This is a genomic window from Micromonospora carbonacea (genome assembly GCF_014205165.1).
GTDB classification, from domain to species: domain Bacteria; phylum Actinomycetota; class Actinomycetes; order Mycobacteriales; family Micromonosporaceae; genus Micromonospora; species Micromonospora carbonacea.
In genome coordinates, this window is the sequence record NZ_JACHMZ010000001.1 from 5,969,532 (window position 1) to 5,992,381 (window position 22,850).

A 22,850-nucleotide genomic window follows, 5' to 3' on the forward strand; every position below is an offset into this window, starting at 1 on the left:
TGAAGTCGATCAAGGCGGCCGACATGAAGTCGGTCAAGGCGATGGAGGGGGTCACGGCCAGCCAGCGGCGGCGCAGGTGAGGGAGGCGGTAGCGTCGGCGGCGTGTCGAACTCGATTGCGCTCCGACTCGTGCTCGCGTCGGCGAGCCCTGCCCGCCGCAAGCTTCTCCATGCCGCCGGCATCGAACCCGACGTGCTGGTCAGTGGGGTCGACGAGTCACAGGTGGTCAGCGAACGGGCCGAGGAGCTGTGCCTGGAGCTGGCCCGCCTGAAGGCACAGGCGGTCGTCGGCCGGCTGCGGCCCACCGCCGACGAGCGGACGCTGGTGCTCGGCTGCGACTCGGTGCTCGCCTTCGACGGCGAGATCCTCGGCAAGCCCGCCGACGAGGCCGACGCGACGCGGCGTTGGGAGCGGATGCGGGGGCGCAGCGGGGTGCTGCACACCGGGCACTGCCTGATCGACGTCATCCACGAGACGCGCGCCGAGGCGGTCGCTTCGACCACCGTGCGGTTCGCCGAGGTCAGCGACGACGAGATCGCGGCGTACGTCGCGACGGGCGAGCCGCTCGCGGTGGCCGGCGCGTTCACCATCGACGGGTTGGGCGGGGCGTTCCTGGAGGGGATCGACGGCGATCCGGGCACGGTGGTCGGGCTCTCCCTGCCGCTGCTGCGTCGTCTTCTCGGTGAGCTGGACCTGCGGATCATCGACCTGTGGACGAAGGTCGCGCCGGGCGGCCAGGAGGTCGAGGCGCTGGGTACGGTCCGGTCATGACGACGAAGTCGCTGCCGCTGACCCCGGAACTGCACGCGTACGTGGTGGCCCACGGATCGGCCCCGGACGAGGTGATGCGGGACCTGGTCGAGGAGACCCTCGCCGCGCTGCCCGCCGAGGCGAGGATGCAGGTGGCCCCCGAGCAGGCCGCGTTCCTGACGTTCCTCACCCGGTTGGTGGGGGCGCGGCGGGCGGTGGAGGTGGGCACCTTCACCGGCATGTCCTCGCTGGCGATCGCGCGGGGGCTGGCCGAGGGCGGGCGGTTGACCTGCTTCGACATCTCGGCGGAGTACACGGACGTGGCGCGGCGGTACTGGGCGCGGGCCGGGGTCGACGACCGGATCGAGCTGCGGATCGGGCCAGCCGGGGACACGCTGCGCGAGTTGCCGCACGAGCGGCACCTGGACTTCGCGTTCATCGACGCGGACAAGGTCGGCTACCCGGTCTACTGGGCGGAGCTGGTGCCGCGCATGCGCCCGGGCGGCGTCGTCGCGGTGGACAACACGCTGCGCGGTGGTCGGGTGCTCGCCCCGAGCAACGCCGACGACCGGGCCGTCGCCGCGTTCAACGACGAGGTGATGGCCGACGTCCGGGTGGAACCGGTGCTGCTGCCGATCGCCGACGGGCTGACCCTGGCCCGGGTGCGCTGACGGGCGGGCTTCCGCCCGAACGCTCACCCGCACGGGCGCTGGGCTGCCCCGCCGCGCCCCGATCACGGTGGGGCGCGGCGGGGCAGGCTGTTTGGAGGGGGCCCCTCCTATACCGAAAGCGTTAACAAGGGGCCCTTCCTTGCACCGCGGGCGCGCGGCTCAGCGGACGCTGCGGGCGAACTGGCGGGCGGCCCAGGCGACGCCGGCGGCGGCCAGCACCGCGATGATGCCGAGGCCCTGCCAGACCTTGTCGTTGCCGAGGTCGCCGGCGAACAGGGCCCGGGTGCCGTCGACGGCCCAGGAGAACGGGTTCCACTCGGCGATGCCCTGGAGCCAGCCGGGGGCGAAGGTGAGCGGCAGCAGGATGCCGGAGAGCAGCAGCACCGGCTGGGCGACGGTGTTCATCAGCGGGGCGAGCGCGTCCTCGCTCTTGACCTTGAGCGCGACGCCGTAGGAGACGGCCGAGGTCATCAGCGCGATGAGGGCGAGCATCAGGTACGCCAGCAGCAGGTCGCCGATGAACACGCGCAGCTCGAACAGGAGCGCGAGCACGGTGATGATGACGGCCTGGGCGAGCAGGGACACGACGTCGCGCAGGGACCGGCCGAGCAGCAGCGCGAGCCGGCTGACCGGGGTGACCCGGGACCGTTCGATGACCCCGGCGCGCAGCTCGGCGATCAGGCCGAAGCCCTGGAAGAGGCCGCCGAAGATGGCCAGCAGGACCAGCAGGCCGGGCACGAAGATCTTGTACGCCTCGGCCTGGGTCGGCGCGTTCAGCGCCGGCTTGAGCAGCGGGGCGAAGAGGAGCAGGTACATCACCGGCTGGAAGACTCCGACGAAGACCCAGACCGGGTTGCGGAGCAGGAGCCGCGTCTGGCGTTGGAAGACGAGCCAGGTGTCGCGGGCGAACTTCATGATCGACTCCGGGGAGGTCAGGACTCGCGCAGCGAGCGGCCGGTCTTGGTGAGGAAGACGTCGTCGAGGCTGGGGCGGTGCAGCTCGATGGAGTTGAGCGCGACGCCGGCGTGGTCGAGTCGGCGCAGGACCTGCGGAATGGCGGTCGCCCCCTCGTCGACGGTCAGCCGCAGGCCGCCGCCGTCGACGGTCTCCAGCTTGACGATGTACGGCTCGACGTCGAGCAGTTGGGCGGCCTGCGGGGTGGCGGCGACGTCGAGCCCGACGAGCAGCACCTCGCCGGAGATCTCGTGCTTCAGGCCCGTCGGGGTGCCCTCGGCGACCACCTCGCCGTGGTCCATGATCGCGATCCGGTCGCAGAGCGCGTCGGCCTCGTCGAGGTAGTGCGTGGTGATGAAGACGGTCATCCCCTCGGCGCGCAGCCGGCGGATCTCGTCCCACATGTAGGCGCGGCTCTGCGGGTCGAGGCCGGTGGTCGGCTCGTCGAGAAAGACGATGCGCGGGTCGTGGATGATGCCGAGGGCGATCTCGACGCGGCGGCGCTGGCCGCCGGAGTAGGTCTTGCACTTGCGGTCGGCGTACTCGGTGAGCTGGAAGGCGGCGAGGGCGCGTTCGGCGCGGCGGCGGGCGTCGGCCTTGCCGATGCCGTACATCCGGGCGTGCAGGACCAGTTCCTCGCGGGCGGTGGAGTCGTCCCAGGTGCTGCCGCCCTGGGCGACGTAGCCGATCCGGCGGCGCACCTCGGCGGGGTCGCGCAGCAGGTCGGCCCCGGCGATGGTGGCCTGGCCGCCGTCGGGGGCGATGAGGGTGGCCAGCATCCGCAGGGTGGTGGTCTTGCCGGCGCCGTTCGGGCCGAGGAACCCGAAGATCTCCCCCTCGGCGACGTCCAGGTCGACGCCGCGGACGGCGTCGACGGTCTTGTGCTGTCGACCGGCACGGGAGCGGAACGACTTCCGCAGCCCTCTGGTCTCGATCATCTTTGCTCCTGGTCGTCCTTGGCCGGACGGGCCGGCTTCCCCCCGGGGACGCCACGCCACACGGGTGACCCCGACACTCCCGGCGAGGCTAACGCGATATAGCTTTTATAGTCAACTTTGACTATCGCGGCTCGTCCGCTCCCTCCCCGAGGTGCCAGTCGTCCCGTCCGGCCAGCCCCTCCGGCAGGTACGGCACGCCGGCCTCGATCCGGTCGGCGACCCGCTCGCACCAGTCCGCCTCGGCCTCGCCCTTGGCGATCCACAGCTCGTACGTCCAGCTCACGCCCGCCGGCTTGGAGTCGCGGATCCAGGCCGACGCCATCGAGGCGCGCATGCTCTCCACGCCGGCCCGCAGCACCTGCCCCCGACTGCGCAGCGCGGCCGCCGCCTCCGGCCTGGGCAGCGCCGGCAGGAACGCGAACGCCGCCATGAACGGGTCGTTCGTCTGATGATTGCCCCACCACAGGTCGCGCAGCAGGGTCTCGAACTCGTCGACCCCCTTCGGGGTGATCTCGTACGTCGTCCGGGCCGGCCGGACGCCGACCTGCTCGGTGGCGACCTCGCGCAGCAGTCCCTCCTCGCCGAGCTTGCGCAGCGCGTGGTAGATCGAGCCGGGCTGCACGTTGGCCCACTTGTCGGCGCCCCAACTGAGCAGCTCGCGGCGGACGTCGTAGCCGTGCACCGGCTGCATCCACTTGACCAGGCCGAGAATCATCATCCGAGTGGCAGACACCGGAAAAGCGTATTAGGCAAGTTTGACTATGGGCGGCGGGACAGTGCCGCATCCCACACTGAGCGATCGTTAGGGCCGCGACCTCGGCCGATAAACTCCCCGTCAGTAACATCCCGGGAGGAGCCACCAGGTGCGCAAGGTACTCATCGCCAACCGAGGCGAGATCGCCGTCCGCGTCATCCGCGCCTGCCGCGACGCCGGCCTGGGCAGCGTCGCCGTCTACGCCGACTCCGACCGGGACGCGCTGCACGCCACCCTGGCCGACGAGGCGTACGCCCTGGGCGGCGACACCGCCGCCGAGACGTACCTGCGGATCGACAAGCTGATCGCCATCGCCGCGCAGGCCGGCGCGGACGCCGTCCACCCCGGGTACGGCTTCCTCTCCGAGAACGCCGACTTCGCCCAGGCCGTCCTCGACGCGGGCCTGACCTGGATCGGCCCGACCCCGCAGGCGATCCGCGACCTCGGCGACAAGGTCACCGCCCGGCACATCGCCCAGCGGGCCGGCGCGCCCCTGGTCCCCGGCACCCCGGACCCGGTCGCCGGCCACGACGAGGTGACCGCGTTCGCGGTCGAGCACGGCCTGCCCGTGGCCATCAAGGCCGCCTTCGGCGGCGGCGGTCGCGGCCTCAAGGTGGCCCGCACCCTGGAGGAGATCCCGCACCTGTTCGAGTCGGCCACCCGCGAGGCGGTCGCCGCGTTCGGCCGGGGCGAGTGCTTCGTCGAGCGGTACCTCGACCAGCCCCGGCACGTCGAGGCGCAGGTCCTCGCCGACCAGCACGGCAACGTGATCGTCGTCGGCACCCGGGACTGCTCGCTCCAGCGCCGGCACCAGAAGCTCGTCGAGGAGGCGCCCGCGCCGTTCCTCACCGACGCCCAGCGCGCCCAGATCCACGACAGCGCCAAGGCGATCTGCCGGGAGGCCGGCTACCACGGCGCGGGCACGGTGGAATACCTGGTCGGCGCGGACGGCACGATCTCCTTCCTGGAGGTCAACACCCGCCTCCAGGTCGAGCACCCGGTCACCGAGGAGACCGCCGGCATCGACCTGGTCCGCGAGCAGTTCCGCATCGCCGACGGCGAGCGGCTGCGGCTGACCGAGGACCCGACGCCGCGCGGGCACGCCATCGAGTTCCGGATCAACGGCGAGGACCCGGGCCGCAACTTCCTGCCCGCACCCGGCACGGTCACCGCACTGCGGCTGCCCACCGGCCCCGGCGTCCGGGTGGACGCCGGCATCTCGGCCGGCGACGTGATCGGCGGCAACTTCGACTCGCTGTTGGCCAAGGTGATCGTGACCGGCGAGACCCGCACCGAGGCCCTGGAGCGGGCCCGGCGGGCGCTGGACGAGATGGTCGTCGAGGGGATGGCCACGGCGCTGCCGTTCCACCGCCTCGTGGTCCGCGACCCCGCGTTCACCGCCGCGCCGTTCACCGTGCACACCCGGTGGATCGAGACCGAGTTCGACAACACCGTGCCGCCGTTCACCGCCGTCGCCGGCCCCGCCGAGGGCCCGGCCGAACGCGAGACGGTCGTGGTCGAGGTGGGCGGCAAGCGGCTGGAGGTGACGCTGCCCGCCGGCCTCGGCGCGGGCACGGTCGCCGCCGCGCCCGCCGCGCGGAAGGCGGCCCGCCGGGTCGGCGGGGCCAAGGCCGGCGCGGCGGTCGACGGCGACGCGCTCACCTCGCCGATGCAGGGCACGATCGTGAAGATCGCCGTCGCCGACGGGGACACCGTCGCCGAGGGCGACCTGGTCGTCGTGCTGGAGGCGATGAAGATGGAGCAGCCGCTGCACGCGCACAAGGCGGGCACGGTCAGCGGGCTGTCCGCCGAGGTCGGCGCGGTCATCACCGCCGGCGCCCCCATCTGCACGATCGCCTGAGGCGTAAGGAAGGGCCCCCTGTTAACGCATTCTGTATAGGAAGGGCCCCTTCCTAACGCCCTGCGCGCCGCCGCGCGGCGGGCACCGGGTGGCGTGTGCGCAGGGCTGCGCGGACCCGCACGGGGGTGTTTTCCGTGCCCAGCGCGGGCGGCGGAGCCCGGGTCCGGCGATGATGGCCGGGTGCGGTTCCTTCATGGCGCGGTCCCCGCGCACGACCTGACCTACAACGACGTCTTCATGGCCCCGGCCCGCTCCGAGGTCGGTTCCCGGCTGGACGTCGACCTGGCCACCTCGGACGGCACGGGCACCACCATCCCCCTGGTGGTGGCGAACATGACGGCGGTGGCCGGCCGGCGGATGGCCGAGACCGTCGCCCGGCGCGGCGCGATCGCCGTGATCCCGCAGGACATCCCGATCGACGTGGTGGCCAACGTCGTCGGCTGGGTCAAGCGGCGGCACCTGGTGCACGACACGGCGATCACCCTCGGCCCCACCGACACCGTCGGCGACGCCATCCACCTGCTGCCGAAGCGGTCGCACGGCGCGGTGGTGGTGGTCGACGAGACCGGCCGCCCCCTGGGCGTGGTGACGGAGGCGGACACCCTGGGGGTGGACCGGTTCGCCCAGCTCCGGCACGTGATGTCGACCGAGCTGCACACGGTGCCGGCGGACGCGGACCCGCGTACCGGATTCGACCGGCTCTCGGCGGCCCGACGGCGGCTCGCGCCGGTGGTGGACGGCGACGGCCGCCTCGTCGGGGTGCTGACCCGCAAGGGCGCGCTGCGCGCGACCCTCTACCGGCCGGCGGTGGACGACCGGGGCCGGCTGCGGATCGCGGCGGCCGTCGGCATCAACGGCGACGTCACGGGCAAGGCCGCCGCGCTGCTGGAGGCCGGGGTCGACACCCTGGTGGTGGACACCGCGCACGGGCACCAGGAGCGGATGATGTCCGCACTGCGGGCGGTGCGCAAGCTCGACCCGGGCGTCCCGGTCGCGGCCGGCAACGTCGTCACCGCCGACGGGGTACGCGACCTCGTCGCGGCCGGCGCCGACATCGTGAAGGTGGGCGTCGGACCGGGCGCGATGTGCACCACCCGGATGATGACCGGCGTGGGGCGGCCGCAGTTCTCGGCGGTGCTGGACTGCGCGGCGGCGGCGCGGGAGCTGGGCCGGCACGTCTGGGCCGACGGCGGGGTGCGGCACCCGCGCGACGTGGCGCTGGCGCTCGCCGCCGGCGCGTCGAACGTGATGATCGGCTCCTGGTTCGCCGGCACCTACGAGTCCCCCGGCGACCTGTACGCCGACGCGGACGGCCGGCGGTACAAGGAGAGCTTCGGGATGGCCTCGTCGCGGGCGGTCAGCGCGCGCACGGCCGAGGACGGCGCGTTCGACCGGGCCCGTAAGGCGATCTTCGAGGAGGGCATCTCCTCGGCCCGGATGTACCTCGACCCGGACCGCCCCGGCGTCGAGGACCTGATCGACGAGATCGTCTCCGGGGTGCGCAGCGCGTGCACGTACGCGGGCGCGCGCAGCCTGGCGGAGTTCGCGGAGCGGGCGTTGGTCGGGGTGCAGAGCACGGCCGGCTACACCGAGGGGATGCCCCTCCCGACGAGTTGGTGACCCGCGTTCCTTCCGCCCGCGTGCCCGATCGATTACTTGGCGAGCAGACTGTTGCCGGATGCTAACTTTTACCCATGGAGCACGTTTCGCCCGCCTTGCCGGCGGGCGCTGGCGTGCCGGGGGCCCCGGCGAGCCCGGCGGACGGCGCGACGCCGGGCAACGGGGCTGCGGACCGGCAGCCGGTGGACGGTGGGACGCCGGGCAACGGGGCTGCGGGCCCGCAGGCGGCGGACAGCGAGACGGTGGCGGCCCTGCGCGACGTGCTCCGGGTCGCCGGGGACATCCGCGCCGCGCTGGGCCGGCGGCTGGGCGTCGGGGCGACCGACGCCGCCGCGATCGACCACCTCGTCGCCAGCACGGAGCCGCTCGGCCCCGTGGAGCTGGGCAACCGGCTGGGCATCCGGTCGGCGTCGGCGACCACCCTGGTCGACCGGCTGGTGCAGGCCGGGCACGTGGCGCGCGCCCCGCATCCGCGCGACCGGCGGAGGCTGTGTCTCCAGGTGACCGACCACGCCGCCGCGCAGGTGGTCGAGGCGCTGCGGCCGATGCTCGCCGGGGTGGAGCGGGCGGTCGATCGGCTCTCCCCGGAGCAGGCGGCGGCGACCGCCGCGTTCCTGCGGGAGACGGCCGAGGTGATGCGCGAGTACGCCGACGGCACCCCGGCCGAGCCGACGCAGCGCCGCGCTCCGCGCTGAGCCGGGGCACCGGCACGCTCTGCGCCGGGCCGACGTCAGCGAAGGAGCCGACGTCAACCGACGAGCCACCGGGCCGGCGTCAGTCGAAGAGGCGGCGGATGACCGTGCGGGCGGCGGCTTCCGGGTCCGGGCCGGTGCGGGGCGGCAGCGCGCCGGCCAGCCAGAGGGTCGCGAATCCGTGCACGATCGACCAGGCGGCGAGGGCGTCCGAGTCCTGGTCCGGGGCGGTGGCGTCGCGCGGGAGTGCGGCCACGCCGGCCCGCAGCGCCGCGCCGGCCCGCTCGCGGGCGGCGGCCACCTCGGGGTCGTCGTGCCGGTAGAGCTCCGGGCGGAACATCACCTCGAAGTGGGCCCGGTGCCCGACCGCGAAGCGGACGTACGCGACGCCGGCGTCGAGCAGGTCGCCGGCCCCGCGTAGCGCTGCGGCCAGCAGGTCGAAGCCCTCGACGGCGAGCGCGGTGAGCAGCCCCGCCTTGTCGCCGAAGTGGTGGGCGGGGGCGGCGTGCGAGACCCCGGCCCGGCGGGCCAGGTCGCGCAGGCTCAGGGCCGCCGGCCCGGCCTCGGTGATCGCCTCGACGGCGGCGGCGAGCAGGGTGCGGCGCAGGTCACCGTGATGGTAGCCACGGGGTCCGGTCATGGGCGAAGCCTAACTTGTCATTGACAAGATAGCGAGCCCGGCGCAATCTAGTCAGCGACAAGTTCCCCTGACCGAGGAGGCCTCATGGCACCCCTGATCGCTCTCGTCGCCGGCTTCGCCGCGGCCCGGCTGGCCGGGCTGCTCGGCGTGGCCGCCCTGGACGGCTGGCACCCCGCGCTGCGGGTCGGGCTGGCGACCCTGTTCGCGCTCACCGCGTCCGCCCACTTCACCGCCCGCCGGGCGGACCTGGTCGCCATGGTGCCGCCCCGGCTGCCCCGCCCGGAGCTGCTGGTGACCGTCACCGGCGTCCTGGAACTGGCCGGGGCCGTCGCGCTGCTCGTGCCGGCCACGGCGGGGTGGGCGGCGGCCGGGCTGGGGCTGCTGCTGCTCGCCATGTTCCCGGCCAACGTCTCGGCCGCCCGGCGCGGGCTGACCCTCGCCGGCCGGCCGGTGACCCCGCTCGTTCCTCGCGCGTTGCTCCAGGTGGCCTTCCTCACCGCCGCTGCCGCCATTTCGTTTGGGGCCTGACTATCAGGGAGCTAACATGAGCGCATGGACCTGATCGGGCTGGGGGACGTGCCGCTGGGCCGGCTGTTGGTGACCGCCGGCCACGTCGTCGGCCAGCGGTGGAACCGCTACCTCGCCGAGGAGCACGGTCTGACCCAGGCGGGCATGGTCACCCTGCTGACCCTGGCCCGCCACGGCGAGCTGCCCCTCCGGGCGGTCGCCGAGGCGGGCTTCATCCGCCCGGCCACCCTCACCGGCATCGTCGACACGCTGGAGCGCGACGGCCTGGTCGAGCGGCAGCGCGACGACGCCGACCGGCGCAGCGTGCGGCTCGGCCTCACCCCCGCCGGCCGGGAACGCATCGCCGCGCTCACCACACTCATGCAGTCCGGACGACCGCTGACCTCGGTCGACGCCGATCCGGCGAAGGCGGCCGTGATCCGGCAGTTCCTGCTGGAGGTCATCGGCAGTGGAGAGGAACCAGACATGACGAACCCCGACACGAGACCGGAGACCTCTGCGTGCTGATCCGGCTGCTCCGCGCGTACCTGCGCCCCTATCGCCGGCCGCTGGCGGCGGTGCTGGCGCTCCAGTTCGTCGGCACCATGGCCTCGCTCTACCTGCCGAGCCTCAATGCCGACATCATCGACCAGGGCGTCACCCGGGGCGACACCGGCTACATCATGCGCACCGGCGGCTGGATGCTGCTGGTCAGCCTGGCGCAGATCGCCTGCTCCATCGCCGCGGTCTACCTCGGTGCGCGCACGGCGATGGGCTTCGGCCGGGACGTCCGCGCCGAGATCTTCGCCCACGTCAACCGGTTCTCCGCCCGCGAGGTGGCCCGCTTCGGCGCGCCCTCGCTGATCACCCGCAACACCAACGACGTGCAGCAGGTGCAGATGCTCGTGCTGATGAGCTGCACCGTCCTGGTCGCCGCGCCGATCATGAGCGTCGGCGGGGTGGTGATGGCGCTGCGCGAGGACATCGGGCTGTCCTGGCTGCTGCTGGTCAGCGTCCCGGTGCTGGCGCTCGCGCTCGCGCTCGCCCTGATCATCCGGCGGATGGTGCCCGGGTTCCGGCTGATGCAGACCCGCATCGACGTGGTCAACCGCGTGCTGCGGGAGCAGATCACCGGCATCCGGGTGGTCCGGGCGTTCGTCCGGGAGCCGTACGAGACGGAGCGCTTCGACCGCGCGAACGCCGACCTCACGGCGACCGCCCTGCGCACCGGCCGGCTGACGGCCCTGGTCTTCCCCATCGCCTTGCTGGTGCTCAACGTCTCCAGCATCGCCGTGCTCTGGTTCGGCGCGGCACCCGTCGACGCCGGCCAGGTCCAGGTCGGCGCGCTCACCGCCTTCCTGCAATACCTCATGCAGATCCTGATGGCCGTCATGATGGCGGCCCTCATGATGATGATGATCCCCCGCGCCGCGGTCTGCGCCGAGCGGGTCGTCGAGGTGCTGGACACCGAATCGACGGTCGTCCCCCCGGCCGCGCCGGTGACCGAGGTGCCCAGCCGGGGCTCGCTGGAGCTGCGCGGCGTCCGGTTCCAGTATCCGGGGGCGAGCGCGCCGGTGCTGCACGACATCTCGTTCACGGTGACCGCCGGGCGCACCACGGCCGTCATCGGCAGCACGGGGGCCGGCAAGACCACCCTGCTCACGCTGGTCCCCCGGCTGGTCGACGCCACGGCCGGGGCGGTGCTGGTCGACGGGGTGGACGTGCGCGACCTCGCCCCGGACGAGCTGTGGCGGCGGATCGGGTTGGTGCCGCAGCGGCCGTACCTGTTCAGCGGCACGATCGCCAGCAACCTGCGGTACGGCAACCCGGAGGCCACCGACGCCGAGCTCTGGGCCGCCCTGGAGGTCGCCCAGGCGCGCGACTTCGTCGCCGAGCTGCCCAAGGGGCTGGACGCCCCGATCGCGCAGGGCGGCACCAACGTCTCCGGCGGGCAGCGGCAGCGCCTCGCGATCGCCCGCGCCCTGGTGCGCAAGCCGGAGATCTACCTGTTCGACGACTCGTTCTCGGCGCTCGACCTCGGCACCGACGCCCGGCTGCGGGCGGCGCTGCGGCCGGTCACCAGGGACGCGGCGGTGGTGATCGTGGCCCAGCGGGTCTCCACGATCGTCGACGCCGACCAGATCATCGTGCTTGAGGACGGGGGCATCGTCGGGATGGGCCGGCACGCCGAACTACTGGAGAACTGCCCGACGTACGCGGAGATCGTCGCGTCCCAGCAGACCGCGGAGGTGCCGGCATGACGGCCCTGCCGGACCAGCGGCCCACCGGGGCGACCCGGGCGGAGGCGGCCACGCCGAAACGGTTGCCTCCCGGCCGCCAGCGCGGCGGCCCGCCGTGGATGGGCGCCGGCATGCCGGCCGAGAAGTCGATCAGCTTCGGGCCGTCGGCCCGGCGGCTGCTGCGCCGGTTGCGGCCGCACCGCCTCCAGCTCGTCGCCATCGTCGCCCTCGCGCTGGTCGGCGTCGCGCTCAGCGCGTACGGGCCGAAGGTGCTCGGCCACGCCACCGACCTGATCTTCCGCGGGGTGCTCGGCCGGCAGCTCCCGGCCGGGGCCACCGCCGAGCAGGCCGTCGCGGCGGCCCGCGCGGCCGGCAACGACAACTTCGCCAACATGCTGGCCCGGATGGACGTGGTGCCCGGGGTCGGCATCGACTTCGCCGCCCTGGGCCGGGTGCTGCTGTTCGCCCTCGCCCTCTACGTGGCGGTCAGCGTGCTCATGTGGTGGCAGGGCTGGCTGCTCACCGGGGTGGTGCAGCGCACGGTGCTGCGGCTGCGCGCCGACGTCGAGGACAAGCTGAACCGGCTGCCCCTGCCGTACTTCGACCGGCAGCCCCGGGGCGAGCTGCTCAGCCGGGTCACCAACGACATCGACAACATCTCGCAGACCCTCCAGCAGACGCTGAGCCAGTTGCTCACCTCGCTGCTGACCGTGGTCGGCGTCCTGGCCATGATGTTCTGGATCTCGCCGCTGCTGGCGCTGGTCGCCCTGGTCGCCGTGCCGCTGTCGGTGGTGGTCACCGGCGCGATCGCGAAGCGTTCGCAGCAGCGGTTCATCGACCAGTGGACGCACACCGGCCAGCTGAACGGCCAGATCGAGGAGGCGTTCACCGGGCACGAGCTGGTGAAGGTCTTCGGCCGGCAGCGCGAGGTGGAGGCCGCCTTCACCGCCAAGAACGAGGAGCTGTTCCGGGCCAGCTTCGGCGCCCAGTTCATCTCCGGCATCATCATGCCGGCGATGAACTTCATCGGGAACCTCAGCTACGTCGCGATCGTCGTGGTCGGCGGGCTGCGGGTGGCGTCGGGCACGATGAGCCTCGGCGACGTGCAGGCGTTCATCCAGTACTCGCGGCAGTTCACCCAGCCGCTGACCCAGGTCGCCTCGATGGCCAACCTGTTGCAGTCGGGGATCGCCTCCGCCGAGCGGGTGTTCGCGGTGCTCGACGCCGAGGAGCAGAGCCCCGACCCGGCCGTGCCGGCCCGGGTCGCCGACCCGCACGGCCGCGTCGAGTTCGACCGCGTCTCCTTCCGGTACGAGCCGGACAAGCCGCTGATCACCGACCTGTCGCTGGTCGCCGAGCCGGGGCACACGGTGGCCATCGTCGGGCCCACCGGCGCCGGCAAGACCACCCTGGTCAACCTGGTCATGCGCTTCTACGAGCTGGACGCCGGCCGGATCACCCTCGACGGGGTCGACATCACCACCCTGCGCCGCGACGACCTGCGCGGCCGGATCGGCATGGTCCTCCAGGACACCTGGCTCTTCGGCGGCACGATCCGCGAGAACATCGCGTACGGGCGGCCGGGCGCGAGCGAGGAGGAGATCGTGGCCGCCGCCCAGGCCACGTTCGTGGACCGCTTCGTGCGCAGCCTCCCCGACGGCTACGACACCGTCATCGACTCGGAGGGCAGCAACGTCAGCGCGGGCGAGAAGCAGCTCATCACCATCGCCCGGGCGTTCCTGGCCGAGCCGTCGCTGCTGATCCTCGACGAGGCGACCAGCTCGGTGGACACCCGCACGGAGGTGCTGCTCCAGCGGGCCATGGCGGCGCTGCGCTCCGACCGGACCAGCTTCGTCATCGCCCACCGCCTGTCCACCATCCGCGACGCGCACCTGATCCTGATGATGGAGAACGGCCGCATCGTCGAGCAGGGCACCCACGAGCAGCTGCTGGCGGCGCGGGGCGCGTACTACCGGCTCTACCAGGCCCAGTTCACCCAGCCGGACCCGGTCGCCGCCGGCGAACCGGGACCCAGGCCCGTCGCGGTCCAGGGCTGAGCGTCGTGACATTGGCGGGCCGCCGGCACGGGACCTGCCGGCGGCCCTGGCGGCCCGGACGTCGGGAACGAGGGCCCGACGTGCGGGGCCGCGCCCCGACAACGGTACGCCGCTCGTCACGGACGCGCCGACCGCCTCCACCCGTTCGGGGAGGTTACCGGCCCGCCGGCCGTGTCGGCGGTCACCCGCGGCCGGGGTGGGCTGCGGTGACGTCGGGCAGGCCGGCAGGCTCGGTGCATCCGATCGGCCGGACCCGGCGAGGTGGGAGTCGTGCCTGAGCTGCTGACCAACGTCGCCTCGCCGCTCTGGGCCTATCTGGTCCTGCTCGGCCTGCTGGCGGTCGACGCCTTCGTGCCGGTCGTACCCACGCAGGTCTTGATGATCACCGGCGGCGCGCTCACCGTGTACGGCGGGCTGAGCCTGCCGGTGACCATCGGCGTCGGCGCCCTCGGCGTCTTCGTCGGCGACCTCGCCTGCTACCTGCTGGGCCGGCGCGCGCCGGACCGCCGGCCGGCGACGACCACCGCGCCCGGCCGGGCCCGCCGGATCGCCGGCCGGGTGACCCGGGGGCTGCGCCAACCGGGGCCGCTGGTGATCCTGCTCTGCCGCTTCGTGCCCGGCGGCCGGATGGCCGCCTGCTTCGCCGCCGGCCGCAGCCGGTACCCCTACCGGCTGTTCATCACGTACGAGGCGCTGGCTGCGGCCGGCTGGGCCACCTACGGGACGCTGATCGGGCACCTCGGCGGCACGGCGCTGACCGAGTCGGCGTGGCAGCTGCTGGTGATCGCCGGGGCGGCGGCGGCCGGCTTCGCGGCGGCCGGCTGGGCGATGACCGCCTTCGGCACCCGCCGCGCCCGCCCCGAACCCCCGACCGACTGACCTGGCGCGGGGTGCCGGGAGAGCCGGCTCGGCTACTCCAGCTCGTGGAGCATGAGCTGACGGGCCGCCTCGGTGATCGAGCCCGACAGGCTCGGATAGATGGTGATGGTCTGGGCCAGCTCGTTGACCGTGAGGTTGTTCTCCACCGCCATCGTGATCGGCAGGATCAGCTCGCTGGCCTTCGGGGCCACCACCACGCCGCCGATCACCTGGCCGCTGGCCGGGCGGCAGAACAGCTTCACGAAGCCGTCGGCGAGGTCGTCCATCTTCGCCCGCGCGTTGCCCGACAGCGGCAGCATCACCTGACGGGCCGGGGTCCGGCCCGCGTCCACCTCGTCCTGGGAGACGCCGACGGTGGCCAGCTCCGGGTCGGTGAAGACGTTCGCGGCGACCGTACGCAGCCGCAGCGGCCGGACCGCCTCGCCGAGCGCGTGCCACATCGCGATCCGGCCCTGCATCGCGGCGACGCTGGCCAGCGGCAGCACGCCCGTGCAGTCGCCGGCCGCGTAGACGCCGGGGACGTTGGTGCGCGACACCCGGTCGACGGTGACGTAGCCGCCCCGGGCCAGCTCCACGCCGTATTCCGCGAGGCCGAGGCCCGCGGTGTTGGGGATCGAGCCGACCGCGATGAGCGCGTGCGAGCCCTGCACCAGCCGGCCATCGGCCAGCTCCACCTCCACCCCGTCGGCGGTACGCCGCACGCCCTCGGCGCGGGAGTTGTTGAGGATCGTCATGCCCCGGGACCGGAACACCCGCTCGATCGCCATGGCGGCGTCGGCGTCCTCGTGCGGCATCACCCGGTCCCGGCTGGAGACGAGGGTGACCGGGACCCCCATCGCCAGGTACGCGCTGGCGAACTCGGCGCCGGTGACGCCGGAGCCGACCACGATCAGGTGCTCGGGCAGCTCGGGCAGGTCGTACACCTGCCGCCAGGTCAGGATGCGCTCGCCGTCGGGCACGGCCGTGGGAAGCTGGCGCGGGGTGGCGCCGGTGGCGACCAGCACGGTCGACGCGTCGATCGAGTGCTTCCCGGAGCCGTCGGCCGGGGTGACGACGACGCGGTGGGTGTGGCCCAGCATGTCCTCGCCGAGCCGGGCCGTGCCGGCGACGAAGGTGACGCCGGCCTTGACCAGCTTCGCGTGGATGTCGGCGGACTGGGCCAGGGCGAGCCGCTTGACCCGCTCGTGCACGGTCCGCGCGTCGACGGTGACCGCCTCCAGCCCGTCGGAGTGCACCCCGAACTCCTCGGTGTCCCGGTATCCGGTGACCACCTCGGAGCTGGCGATGAACGTCTTCGACGGTACGCAGTCGGACAGCACGCACGCGCCGCCGGCCCCCTCGGCCTCCACCACGGTGACATCGGCGTCCAACTGGGCGGCGACCAGGGCCGCCTCGTACCCGGCCGGCCCACCGCCGATGATCACGATCTGGCTCACAGCTGTCGCCCCTCGTCCATGCTCACAGTGACTTTCTTCTCCCCGACACGTCCGACACGCACCGTCGTATTCTCCCCCACCCGTCCGCCGGGCTATCGTCATCGCCGTGCGTCATTACGCCGCCTACGGCTCAAACCTGGATCCCGCCCGGATGCGCGCCTACTGCCCGCACTCCCCGATGGTCGGCGTCGGCTGGCTGGAGGGCTGGCGGCTCACCTTCGCCGGCGAGGGTGTGATCGGCTGGGAGGGCGCGGTCAGCACCGTCGTCGAGTCCCCCGGCGACCGGGTGTTCGTGGCGCTCTACGACATCCACCCCTACGACGCCGCCCAGCTCGACGAGATCGAGGGGGTGACCTCCGGGACGTACCGGAAGCTGCACGTCCGGGTCTCCACCCTCGACGGGGACGTGACCGCCTGGGTCTACGTCTTCGACGGCTACGAGGGCGGCCTGCCGACGGCCTGGTACCTGTCGGAGATCGCCAACGCCGCCGAGAAGGCGGGCGCGCCCGACGACTACGTCAGCGAGCTGCGGTCCCGCCCCACCGGCACCGCGTCGGCATAGCGCGTCTCCCACGCCTCCAAGTCTGCTCTGTCCCGGATCGGGCCGCACGGCGGCCCGGCACCGGGTCGCCTGGCCCACACCGCCGGGCCGCCCGTCACCCGGCGGCGGCGGGCCCGTCACACAGCGGCGGGGTTCCTGCCCGGGGGCGGCCGGTTCCCGTCACGCGGCGGCGGCGGGGACAGTGCGCTCGTACATGTCGGCCCAGTGCTGCTCACGCAGCCCCACGGAGTGGTAGAGCGTCGCCGGGGAGGTCGGGTTGGCCAGGTCCACGCCGAGGCCGGCGCGCCGCCGCCCCTTGGCCGCGTAGACCGCGAAGGCCCGCCGCAGCAGCGCGGCCCCCACGCCGCGCCGCCGGTGCGCCGGCAGCACCGACAGGGTGCGCACCCAGCCCATGTCCTGCGCCAACGCCTGGTCGGACGACTGCAACGCGCCGGCCGGCTCACCGTCGACCTCGGCGACGAACCACTCGTCCCAGGTCCTGGCGTACGCGGGCAGGTGCTCGCGCCACTGGTCGTACCCGACCGGCTCGTAGTCCAGGGTGTCCCGGAACGCCGTGTCGAAGATCCGGTGGAACAGCCGCAGGTCCGCCTCGTCGTCGGCGCGCAGCGGACGGACCGTCACCCCCGGCGGCAGCGGCGGCTCGGCGGGCAGGTCGGCCAGCTCCCGGCTCATCCGCAGATACCGCTTCACCAGGGTGAACCCGGCCCCGGCCAGCTCGGCCGCCCACCGGGTCTCCGGCCGGTACGCCGAGACGCGGACGGTCAGCGCGGGCAGGCCCCGCTCGGCGGCCCGCTCGGCGACCCGGTCCAGCATCCGGGCGAGCAGCGGGGCGCGGACCGCCGCGCCGTGCTCCGGGTCGACGAGGACGTCGACGAACTCCCGGCCGACCCCGGTCGGGTTGTCCACCAGGGACCAGGCGACGAGCCGCCCCTGCGGGTCGCTGACCAGCCAGGAGTCGCGCGCCGGGTCGAAGTGGGGTGCCGTCAGCGCGGCCTCGACGTCCTCGGCGTCGAAGTCCGGGTGGCCGATCGAGAAGGTGTCGGCGGCGTGCACGACCGCGAGGATCGCGGGTACGTCGTCGAGGGTGGGGCGGCGTGCCGCCCAGCCGGCGGGAAGGGTCACGGGGCGATCCTGGCAGCCACCCCGGGGCCCACGCCCCCCATTTTCTCTCCCCCGGCTCCCCCTGACGCGTCGACGCCGGGCCTCGCCCGCCGCGCCTCATCCCGCCGCATCCGCCGCGCCGCGCTCGGCGTGGTGAGAAGGGGACCGTTCTCTACCTCAGGCGTTAGGAAGGGGCCCTTCCTTGCACCTGGGTGTGTACGGCGGTCAGCAGGTCGAGCAGTTCGACGCCCTCGGCCGGGGTGAGGGCCCGGAAGCCGACCGACATCAGGCGGTCGGTCACCGCGTCGGCCCACAGCCGGCGGCGCACCAGGGACCCGACCGGGGGATACGGCGGCGGCCAGCCGCAGGCGAGCGCGGCGGACTCCCCCTCCGGGCCGGTCAGCATCGCCTCCAGCGGCGTCAGCCCGGCGGCCCGCGACGCCAGCAGGCACGCCCCGACGACGTGTTCCCGGAGCAGCAGCAGCCCGACGGCGGCGCGGGCGGCGGGTGAGTCGGCCGGCGGCGGCATGGCCCGCCAGGCGGCGAAGAGCGGCATCGCGCTGGCATCGGCCGCGTCGACCACCCGGTGCAGCAGCGTCGCCAGCCGGGTCGCCCCGGTCACGGCGGTCAGGTGCTCGGTGCCCCACCGGCAGCACTCGGCCAGGTATGCCGCCGCCACCTCCGGCGGGCGGAGCACCCGGACGGCGGCGTCCCACCCGTCGGCGACGGCGTCGGGGGCGACGAAGCCGAGGGCGGCGGTCACCGTGGCGGCCCGGACGTCGCCCAGCGCCCCGGCCCGACCGGCGACGTGGAAGGCCCACCCGGGGATGCCGAGCCGGCCGGCCCGGCGCAGGGTGGCCGGGCAGCGGGTGAACGCCGCCCCGAGCCCCAGCACCAACGGCTTGCTCGCGGCGGCGACCTGCTCCGGCGTCATCGGGTTCAGTCTGCCCCGCCGGGGCCCTCCGCCGCAGCCCCGTCCTCGGCGTCCACCGCCTCGATCGCGCCCTCGACCTCGCCGGTGCGGCGGCGGGCGGCGGTGACGGCCCGCTCCGCCGCCCGGCGGGCCAGCTTCCGGCGGCTCAGTTCCTGTTCGGCCCGGGCGCGCCGCCGTTCCAGCTCGGCCAGCGCGCGTTCGATGCCGGCCAGTTCCTCGCCGCCGTCGTGCTCGGCCTCCGCCGCGCCGGCCAGCTCCGCCTCGGCCCGCTCCTGATCGGCACGTGCCCGCGTCAGTTCCCGCTCCAGCGCCCGGCGCTGCCGGGCCCGCTCGGCCCGCTCGGCCTCCCGGGTGGCACGGGCGGCGTCCCGCCCGGCACGGCCGGCCTTCCGAGCGGCACGCCCGGCGTGGTCGTCCTCGCGGGCGGCGTGGTCCGCCTCGCGGGCGGCCTGGTCGGCGTGATCGGCGCGGCCGGCCTTCCGGTCGGCCTGATCGGCGCGGCCGGTGCGCTCGGCACGACCCGTCCTCCGGTCGGCGGCGCGCCGCCCGGGGCCGGCGGTCGGGCCGGCGGGTGGCGGCTCCTCTCCGCCGGTGACCAGGCGGAGCTGGGGGCGGGGCACCTCGCCGAAGCCGGCGTAGCTGGCGGCCCGCAGCAGCCGGCCGGAACGCACCTGCCCGGCCACCTCCGCGTCGGAGAGCGCGGCGTTCAGGGTCGCCTCCACCTCGCCCAGCGGCAGCTTCCCGGCCGGCTGGCCGGCGTCGGCGGCCAGCCGGCGGGCCTCGGCGACCAGCGCGGCGACCGCCGCCCGCCGCTGGCCGGAGAGCTCCCGCAGCCGGGGGCCGCGCAGGTCGCGCTGGGCGGCGCGCAGCGCCTCGGCGAGCTGGGTCAGGTCGGCCACCAGCTCGGGGCGGCGCAGGGCGAGCAGGTTGACCAGCCAGGCGGCCACGGTGGGCCGGCGCAGCCGGGCGATCTCGCGGGCCGTGGCCGGGTCGCCGGCGCGCCGGGCCTCGGCGACGGCGGCGTCGCGGGTGGCGACGAACGCCTCCGGCGGCTCGGTGTAGAGCCGCCGGAGGAGATCCTGCGGGAGCGGCATCGCTCAGGCGTCGAGCCGGCTGCCCGGCTCGAGGCGCTGGTAGTCGGTGCCGGAGAGGGCGGCGTACTGGCGGTCGAGGACGGCGAGCCCGTTGTCGTTGAGCAGCCCGTCGTGCAGGGCGAAGGCGCGCCGCGGGGCGACCGCGCGGATGAAGTCGACGACCTCGGAGAACTTCGACCAGGGGGCGTGGACCGGCGCGAAGAGCGTGTCCACCTGGACGTCCCCGGGTGCCACCAGCGAGTCGCCGGGGTGGTAGACGACGTCGTCGAGCAGGTATCCGAGGTTGTCCACGACCGGGATGTCGGGGTGGATGACGGCGTGCCGGCCGCCGTAGGCGCGTACCGGCACGCCCGCCGCCGTGAACGACTGGCCGGGCGCGACCGGCTCCAGGGCCTCGGCCACGTCGCCGAGGACGCCGGCGAGCGAGGCCGGGCCGTGGATGCGCAGCGGCCGGCGGTCGAGCTGCCGGGTGAGCGCCGCGACGTCCACGTGGTCGGGGTGCTCGTGGGTGATCAGCACCGCGTCCGCCCCGTCCAGCGCCGCCGGGTCGCTGAAGACGCCGGGGTCGACCACCAGCACCCCGCCGTCGTGTTCGACCCTCAGACAGGAGTGGGCGTACTTGGTGAGCTGCATCGTGACTCCTCGATTGATCGAATCGTGATGTCCCTGAGCGCAGTCTGCCGGAACCGGCCCGGTGCCGCGCCGCGTCTGACGTATCGCCCGACGGGGGGCGCAGACGATCGGAGCTGTTGATGGACGGACACGATAGACGCAGGTGGTGGGCCGCGGTGGGCCTGGTGGCGCTGCTGGCGGTCGGCGGGTGCAGCGCCGACGGCGGCGACGGCGGCGCGCAGGACTCGGCGGCCGTCGCGCCGCAGCAGGAGGCCCCGGCCGGCGGGGCGAAGGCGGGGCCGGGGGCCGACGCCGGTGGGGCGCGCTCCGGCGCGGGGGGCGGGTCGCCGGACCTGCGGGTCGACCAGCGGTCGATCATCTACACCGGAACCATGCGGGTACGGGTGGACGACGTGGACGCCGCCGCCCGGTCGGCCGTCACGGCGGTCACCGGCGTCGGCGGCTTCGTCGGCGGCGACGAGCGCAGCAGCGGGGGAACCGCCAACGCCCGGGCGGAGCTGCAACTGCGGGTGCCGGCGGAGCGGTTCACGGCCGTGCTGGAGGAGTTGGCGCGGCTCGGCCGGCAGGAGCAGCGGGCGATCCGCACGGAGGACGTGACCGAGGAGACCGTGGACCTCGACGCGCGGATCGCCACCCAGCGGGCCCGGGTCGAGAGCGGCCGCAAGCTGCTGGCGCGGGCCACCTCGATCGGCGACCTGGTGACGCTGGAGAGCGAGGTGGCCCGCCGGGAGGCCGACCTCGCCTCACTGGAGGCGAAGAAGCGCCGCCTGGCCGACCTGACGGCGCTCTCCACCATCACCGTCACCTTCGTGGGGCCGGAGGCGGACGTCCGGGACCCGGAGCCCGACACCGGCTTCCTGGTCGGCCTGCGCGGCGGCTGGACGGCCTTCGTCGCCTCGCTCGGCGTGCTGCTCACGGTGCTCGGGGCGCTGCTGCCGTTCGCGGTGGCCATCGGCGTGCCGGTGGCCGTGCTGCTGACGGTGCTGAGGCGGCGTCGGCGACGGACGCCGACGCCGCCCGTCAGCGCGCCGCCGCCAGTGCCCGCAGCGCGGTCTGCACCATGACCCGGACGCCGACCGCGATGGCCCGCTCGTCGACGTCGAACGAGGCGCGGTGCAGGTCGACGTTCGGGCCGGCGCGGCCGACGCCGAGCCGGGCCAGCGCGCCGGGGACGTGCTCCAGATACCAGCTGAAGTCCTCGCCGCCCATGCTCTGCGGGGTCTCGGCGACCCCGTCGGGGCCGAGCGCCGCGTGGGTCGCCGCGGTCAGCACCTGGATCGCCCTGGCGTCGTTGGTGACCGGGGGCCGGCCGCGCAGGTATTCCAGGTCGACGGTGGCGCCGGTGGGCGCGATGACGTCCCGCACCACCTGAGCGACGATCTTGGGGGCCTCGTCCCAGGTGTCGCGGTCCATCACCCGCAGGGTGCCGGACGCGGTCGCCTCGGACGGGATCACGTTGTACCGGGTGCCGGCCGAGGCGTGGCCGAACACCAGCAGCAGCCCGCTGTTGGCCGGCACCCGGCGGCTGACCAGGGCGGGCACCTCGGTGACCAGCCGGCCGAGCGCGTCGACCAGGTCGACGGTCAGGTGCGGGCGGGCCGTGTGCCCGCCCGGGCCGGTGAGCCGCACGGTGACGTTGTCGGCGGCGGCGGTGATCGGGCCGACCCGCAGGCCGACCTTGCCGACGGGCTGGTTGGGGTCGCAGTGCAGCGCGAAGATCTGCACGACGTCGTCGAGGCCGCCGGCCTCGATGACCTCCAGCGAGCCGCAGGGCAGGATCTCCTCGGCCGGCTGGAAGATCAGCCGGACCCGGCCGTCCAGCTCGCCGAGGTCGGCGAGCTGGGCCAGCAGCATGCCGACGCCGAGCAGCACGGTGGTGTGCACGTCGTGGCCGCAGGCGTGGCAGACGCCGTCCTTCGTGGACCGGTAGGGCACGTCCTTGACGTCGGTCAGGGGCAGCGCGTCGATGTCGGCGCGCAGCGCGACCACCGGGCCGTCGGGGCGGCCGTCGATGTCGCAGATGACCCCGTTGCCCTTCGGCAGCAGGCGGGGACGCAGGCCGGCGAGGGACATCTCGCGGGCGATCAGGGCCGCCGTCTCGAACTCCTCGCCGGAAAGCTCCGGGTGGGAGTGGATGTGCCGGCGGGTGGCGACGAGGCCGGGCATCCGGAGGGCGAGCATATGGTCGAGCTCGAAGGGCAAAGGCTGCGACCCGGACGGCGACTCCGGCCAGGCCGACGACGCCAGGTGGCTGCCGTTGGGCAGCGTCAACGCACTCGTCACGTCGAAATCTCGATCACTAGGAATGGATGGATCTTCGGGGATGACAGCCGCCAGCCTAGACCTTCGACGGTGACTCTGTGCAACATCATTCCCGTAGTGATCGGACCGCGCAGCGTCACGAAAGCCCTGGTGGGAGGGCTCCATAATCTGCGGGACAGCAGGTAGATCGCGGTTGAACGCCGTCATCTGCCCCACACCTCCTACAACCCGTAACCGACTCGGCGGTCACGAAATCACCCTCGAT

General features: G+C 74.0%; 22 protein-coding genes. 12 read left to right on the forward strand and 10 right to left on the reverse strand.

The features are described 5' to 3' along the window. The first annotated feature begins 102 nt into the window (after positions 1–102). Entirely contained in the window at positions 103–771 is a 669-nt protein-coding gene (locus HDA31_RS24800) for a Maf family protein (RefSeq protein WP_178063361.1), read from the forward strand. Continuing rightward, positions 768–1,421, forward strand: coding sequence for an O-methyltransferase (locus tag HDA31_RS24805; protein WP_178063360.1), 654 nt, complete (start codon positions 768–770; stop codon positions 1,419–1,421). Before HDA31_RS24800 ends, HDA31_RS24805 begins: the two co-directional genes overlap by 4 nt. A 159-nt stretch (positions 1,422–1,580) precedes the next feature. On the opposite strand, the gene HDA31_RS24810 is transcribed toward HDA31_RS24805, so the two are convergent. The 3 genes from HDA31_RS24810 to HDA31_RS24820 form a co-directional block, all read right to left on the reverse strand. Further along, complete coding sequence (locus tag HDA31_RS24810) at positions 1,581–2,336, reverse strand: ABC transporter permease (protein ID WP_074476719.1); 756 nt, start codon at positions 2,334–2,336, stop codon at positions 1,581–1,583. A 17-nt stretch (positions 2,337–2,353) separates the two neighbouring features. Beyond that, a complete protein-coding gene (locus tag HDA31_RS24815) occupies positions 2,354–3,313 on the reverse strand; it encodes an efflux ABC transporter ATPase subunit, DrrA-related (RefSeq protein WP_074476720.1) in 960 nt (319 codons plus the stop codon). 121 nt (positions 3,314–3,434) lie between these two features. Next, on the reverse strand, positions 3,435–4,031 hold the full coding sequence (locus HDA31_RS24820; protein WP_178067105.1) for a PadR family transcriptional regulator: 597 nt from the start codon (positions 4,029–4,031) through the stop codon (positions 3,435–3,437). A gap of 145 nt (positions 4,032–4,176) precedes the next feature. Here HDA31_RS24820 and HDA31_RS24825 point away from each other — a divergent pair, with 145 nt between their 5' ends. The 3 genes from HDA31_RS24825 to HDA31_RS24835 all read left to right on the forward strand — a co-directional run bounded on the left by HDA31_RS24825 (position 4,177) and on the right by HDA31_RS24835 (position 8,243). Continuing rightward, the gene (locus HDA31_RS24825; RefSeq protein WP_178063359.1) at positions 4,177–5,928 is read left to right on the forward strand and encodes an acetyl/propionyl/methylcrotonyl-CoA carboxylase subunit alpha; all 1,752 of its coding nucleotides are present in this window, start codon (positions 4,177–4,179) and stop codon (positions 5,926–5,928) included. 180 nt (positions 5,929–6,108) lie between these two features. Then, a complete protein-coding gene (locus HDA31_RS24830; RefSeq protein ID WP_074476723.1) occupies positions 6,109–7,548 on the forward strand; it encodes a GuaB1 family IMP dehydrogenase-related protein in 1,440 nt (479 codons plus the stop codon). A gap of 251 nt (positions 7,549–7,799) precedes the next feature. Then, a complete protein-coding gene (locus HDA31_RS24835) occupies positions 7,800–8,243 on the forward strand; it encodes a MarR family winged helix-turn-helix transcriptional regulator (RefSeq protein WP_260422556.1) in 444 nt (147 codons plus the stop codon). 79 nt (positions 8,244–8,322) lie between these two features. Here HDA31_RS24835 and HDA31_RS24840 read toward each other — a convergent pair whose 3' ends face one another. After that, complete coding sequence (locus HDA31_RS24840) at positions 8,323–8,880, reverse strand: TetR/AcrR family transcriptional regulator (protein ID WP_178063357.1); 558 nt, start codon at positions 8,878–8,880, stop codon at positions 8,323–8,325. 84 nt (positions 8,881–8,964) lie between these two features. Here HDA31_RS24840 and HDA31_RS24845 point away from each other — a divergent pair, with 84 nt between their 5' ends. The 5 genes from HDA31_RS24845 to HDA31_RS24865 all read left to right on the forward strand — a co-directional run bounded on the left by HDA31_RS24845 (position 8,965) and on the right by HDA31_RS24865 (position 14,563). Next, entirely contained in the window at positions 8,965–9,408 is a 444-nt protein-coding gene (locus HDA31_RS24845; protein WP_178063356.1) for a DoxX family protein, read from the forward strand. Positions 9,409–9,432: 24 nt separating this feature from the next. After that, on the forward strand, positions 9,433–9,915 hold the full coding sequence (locus tag HDA31_RS24850; RefSeq protein WP_178063355.1) for a MarR family winged helix-turn-helix transcriptional regulator: 483 nt from the start codon (positions 9,433–9,435) through the stop codon (positions 9,913–9,915). Continuing rightward, complete coding sequence (locus HDA31_RS24855) at positions 9,909–11,648, forward strand: ABC transporter ATP-binding protein (protein WP_178063354.1); 1,740 nt, start codon at positions 9,909–9,911, stop codon at positions 11,646–11,648. Before HDA31_RS24850 ends, HDA31_RS24855 begins: the two co-directional genes overlap by 7 nt. After that, positions 11,645–13,684, forward strand: a complete 2,040-nt coding sequence (locus tag HDA31_RS24860) for an ABC transporter ATP-binding protein (protein WP_178063353.1) — start codon at positions 11,645–11,647, stop codon at positions 13,682–13,684. The genes HDA31_RS24855 and HDA31_RS24860 overlap by 4 nt, the downstream gene beginning before the upstream one ends. Before the next feature lie 270 nt (positions 13,685–13,954). Continuing rightward, positions 13,955–14,563, forward strand: a complete 609-nt coding sequence (locus HDA31_RS24865) for a DedA family protein (protein ID WP_074476729.1) — start codon at positions 13,955–13,957, stop codon at positions 14,561–14,563. A 32-nt stretch (positions 14,564–14,595) separates the two neighbouring features. On the opposite strand, the gene HDA31_RS24870 is transcribed toward HDA31_RS24865, so the two are convergent. Then, on the reverse strand, positions 14,596–15,999 hold the full coding sequence (locus HDA31_RS24870; protein WP_178063352.1) for an NAD(P)H-quinone dehydrogenase: 1,404 nt from the start codon (positions 15,997–15,999) through the stop codon (positions 14,596–14,598). Between the two features lie 106 nt (positions 16,000–16,105). Here HDA31_RS24870 and HDA31_RS24875 point away from each other — a divergent pair, with 106 nt between their 5' ends. Then, the gene (locus tag HDA31_RS24875; protein ID WP_043961858.1) at positions 16,106–16,561 is read left to right on the forward strand and encodes a gamma-glutamylcyclotransferase; all 456 of its coding nucleotides are present in this window, start codon (positions 16,106–16,108) and stop codon (positions 16,559–16,561) included. A gap of 159 nt (positions 16,562–16,720) precedes the next feature. Here the strand turns inward: HDA31_RS24875 and HDA31_RS33200 are convergent, their stop codons facing one another. The 4 genes from HDA31_RS33200 to HDA31_RS24895 all read right to left on the reverse strand — a co-directional run bounded on the left by HDA31_RS33200 (position 16,721) and on the right by HDA31_RS24895 (position 20,323). Further along, positions 16,721–17,683 carry a GNAT family N-acetyltransferase gene (locus HDA31_RS33200; protein WP_178063351.1) on the reverse strand — a complete coding sequence of 321 codons (963 nt, stop codon included), beginning with the start codon at positions 17,681–17,683 and terminating at the stop codon, positions 16,721–16,723. Between the two features lie 163 nt (positions 17,684–17,846). After that, positions 17,847–18,596, reverse strand: a complete 750-nt coding sequence (locus tag HDA31_RS24885) for an SCO6745 family protein (RefSeq protein WP_178063350.1) — start codon at positions 18,594–18,596, stop codon at positions 17,847–17,849. A 5-nt stretch (positions 18,597–18,601) separates the two neighbouring features. Continuing rightward, entirely contained in the window at positions 18,602–19,690 is a 1,089-nt protein-coding gene (locus tag HDA31_RS24890; RefSeq protein ID WP_178063349.1) for a hypothetical protein, read from the reverse strand. A gap of 3 nt (positions 19,691–19,693) precedes the next feature. After that, the gene (locus tag HDA31_RS24895; protein ID WP_178063348.1) at positions 19,694–20,323 is read right to left on the reverse strand and encodes an MBL fold metallo-hydrolase; all 630 of its coding nucleotides are present in this window, start codon (positions 20,321–20,323) and stop codon (positions 19,694–19,696) included. Positions 20,324–20,442: 119 nt separating this feature from the next. On the opposite strand from HDA31_RS24895, the gene HDA31_RS24900 reads away from it, so the two are divergent. After that, entirely contained in the window at positions 20,443–21,387 is a 945-nt protein-coding gene (locus HDA31_RS24900) for a DUF4349 domain-containing protein (protein WP_074476735.1), read from the forward strand. Here HDA31_RS24900 and HDA31_RS24905 read toward each other — a convergent pair. Then, positions 21,344–22,606 carry an amidohydrolase gene (locus tag HDA31_RS24905; protein ID WP_178063347.1) on the reverse strand — a complete coding sequence of 421 codons (1,263 nt, stop codon included), beginning with the start codon at positions 22,604–22,606 and terminating at the stop codon, positions 21,344–21,346. The genes HDA31_RS24900 and HDA31_RS24905 overlap by 44 nt on opposite strands. Positions 22,607–22,850: the final 244 nt, after the last annotated feature.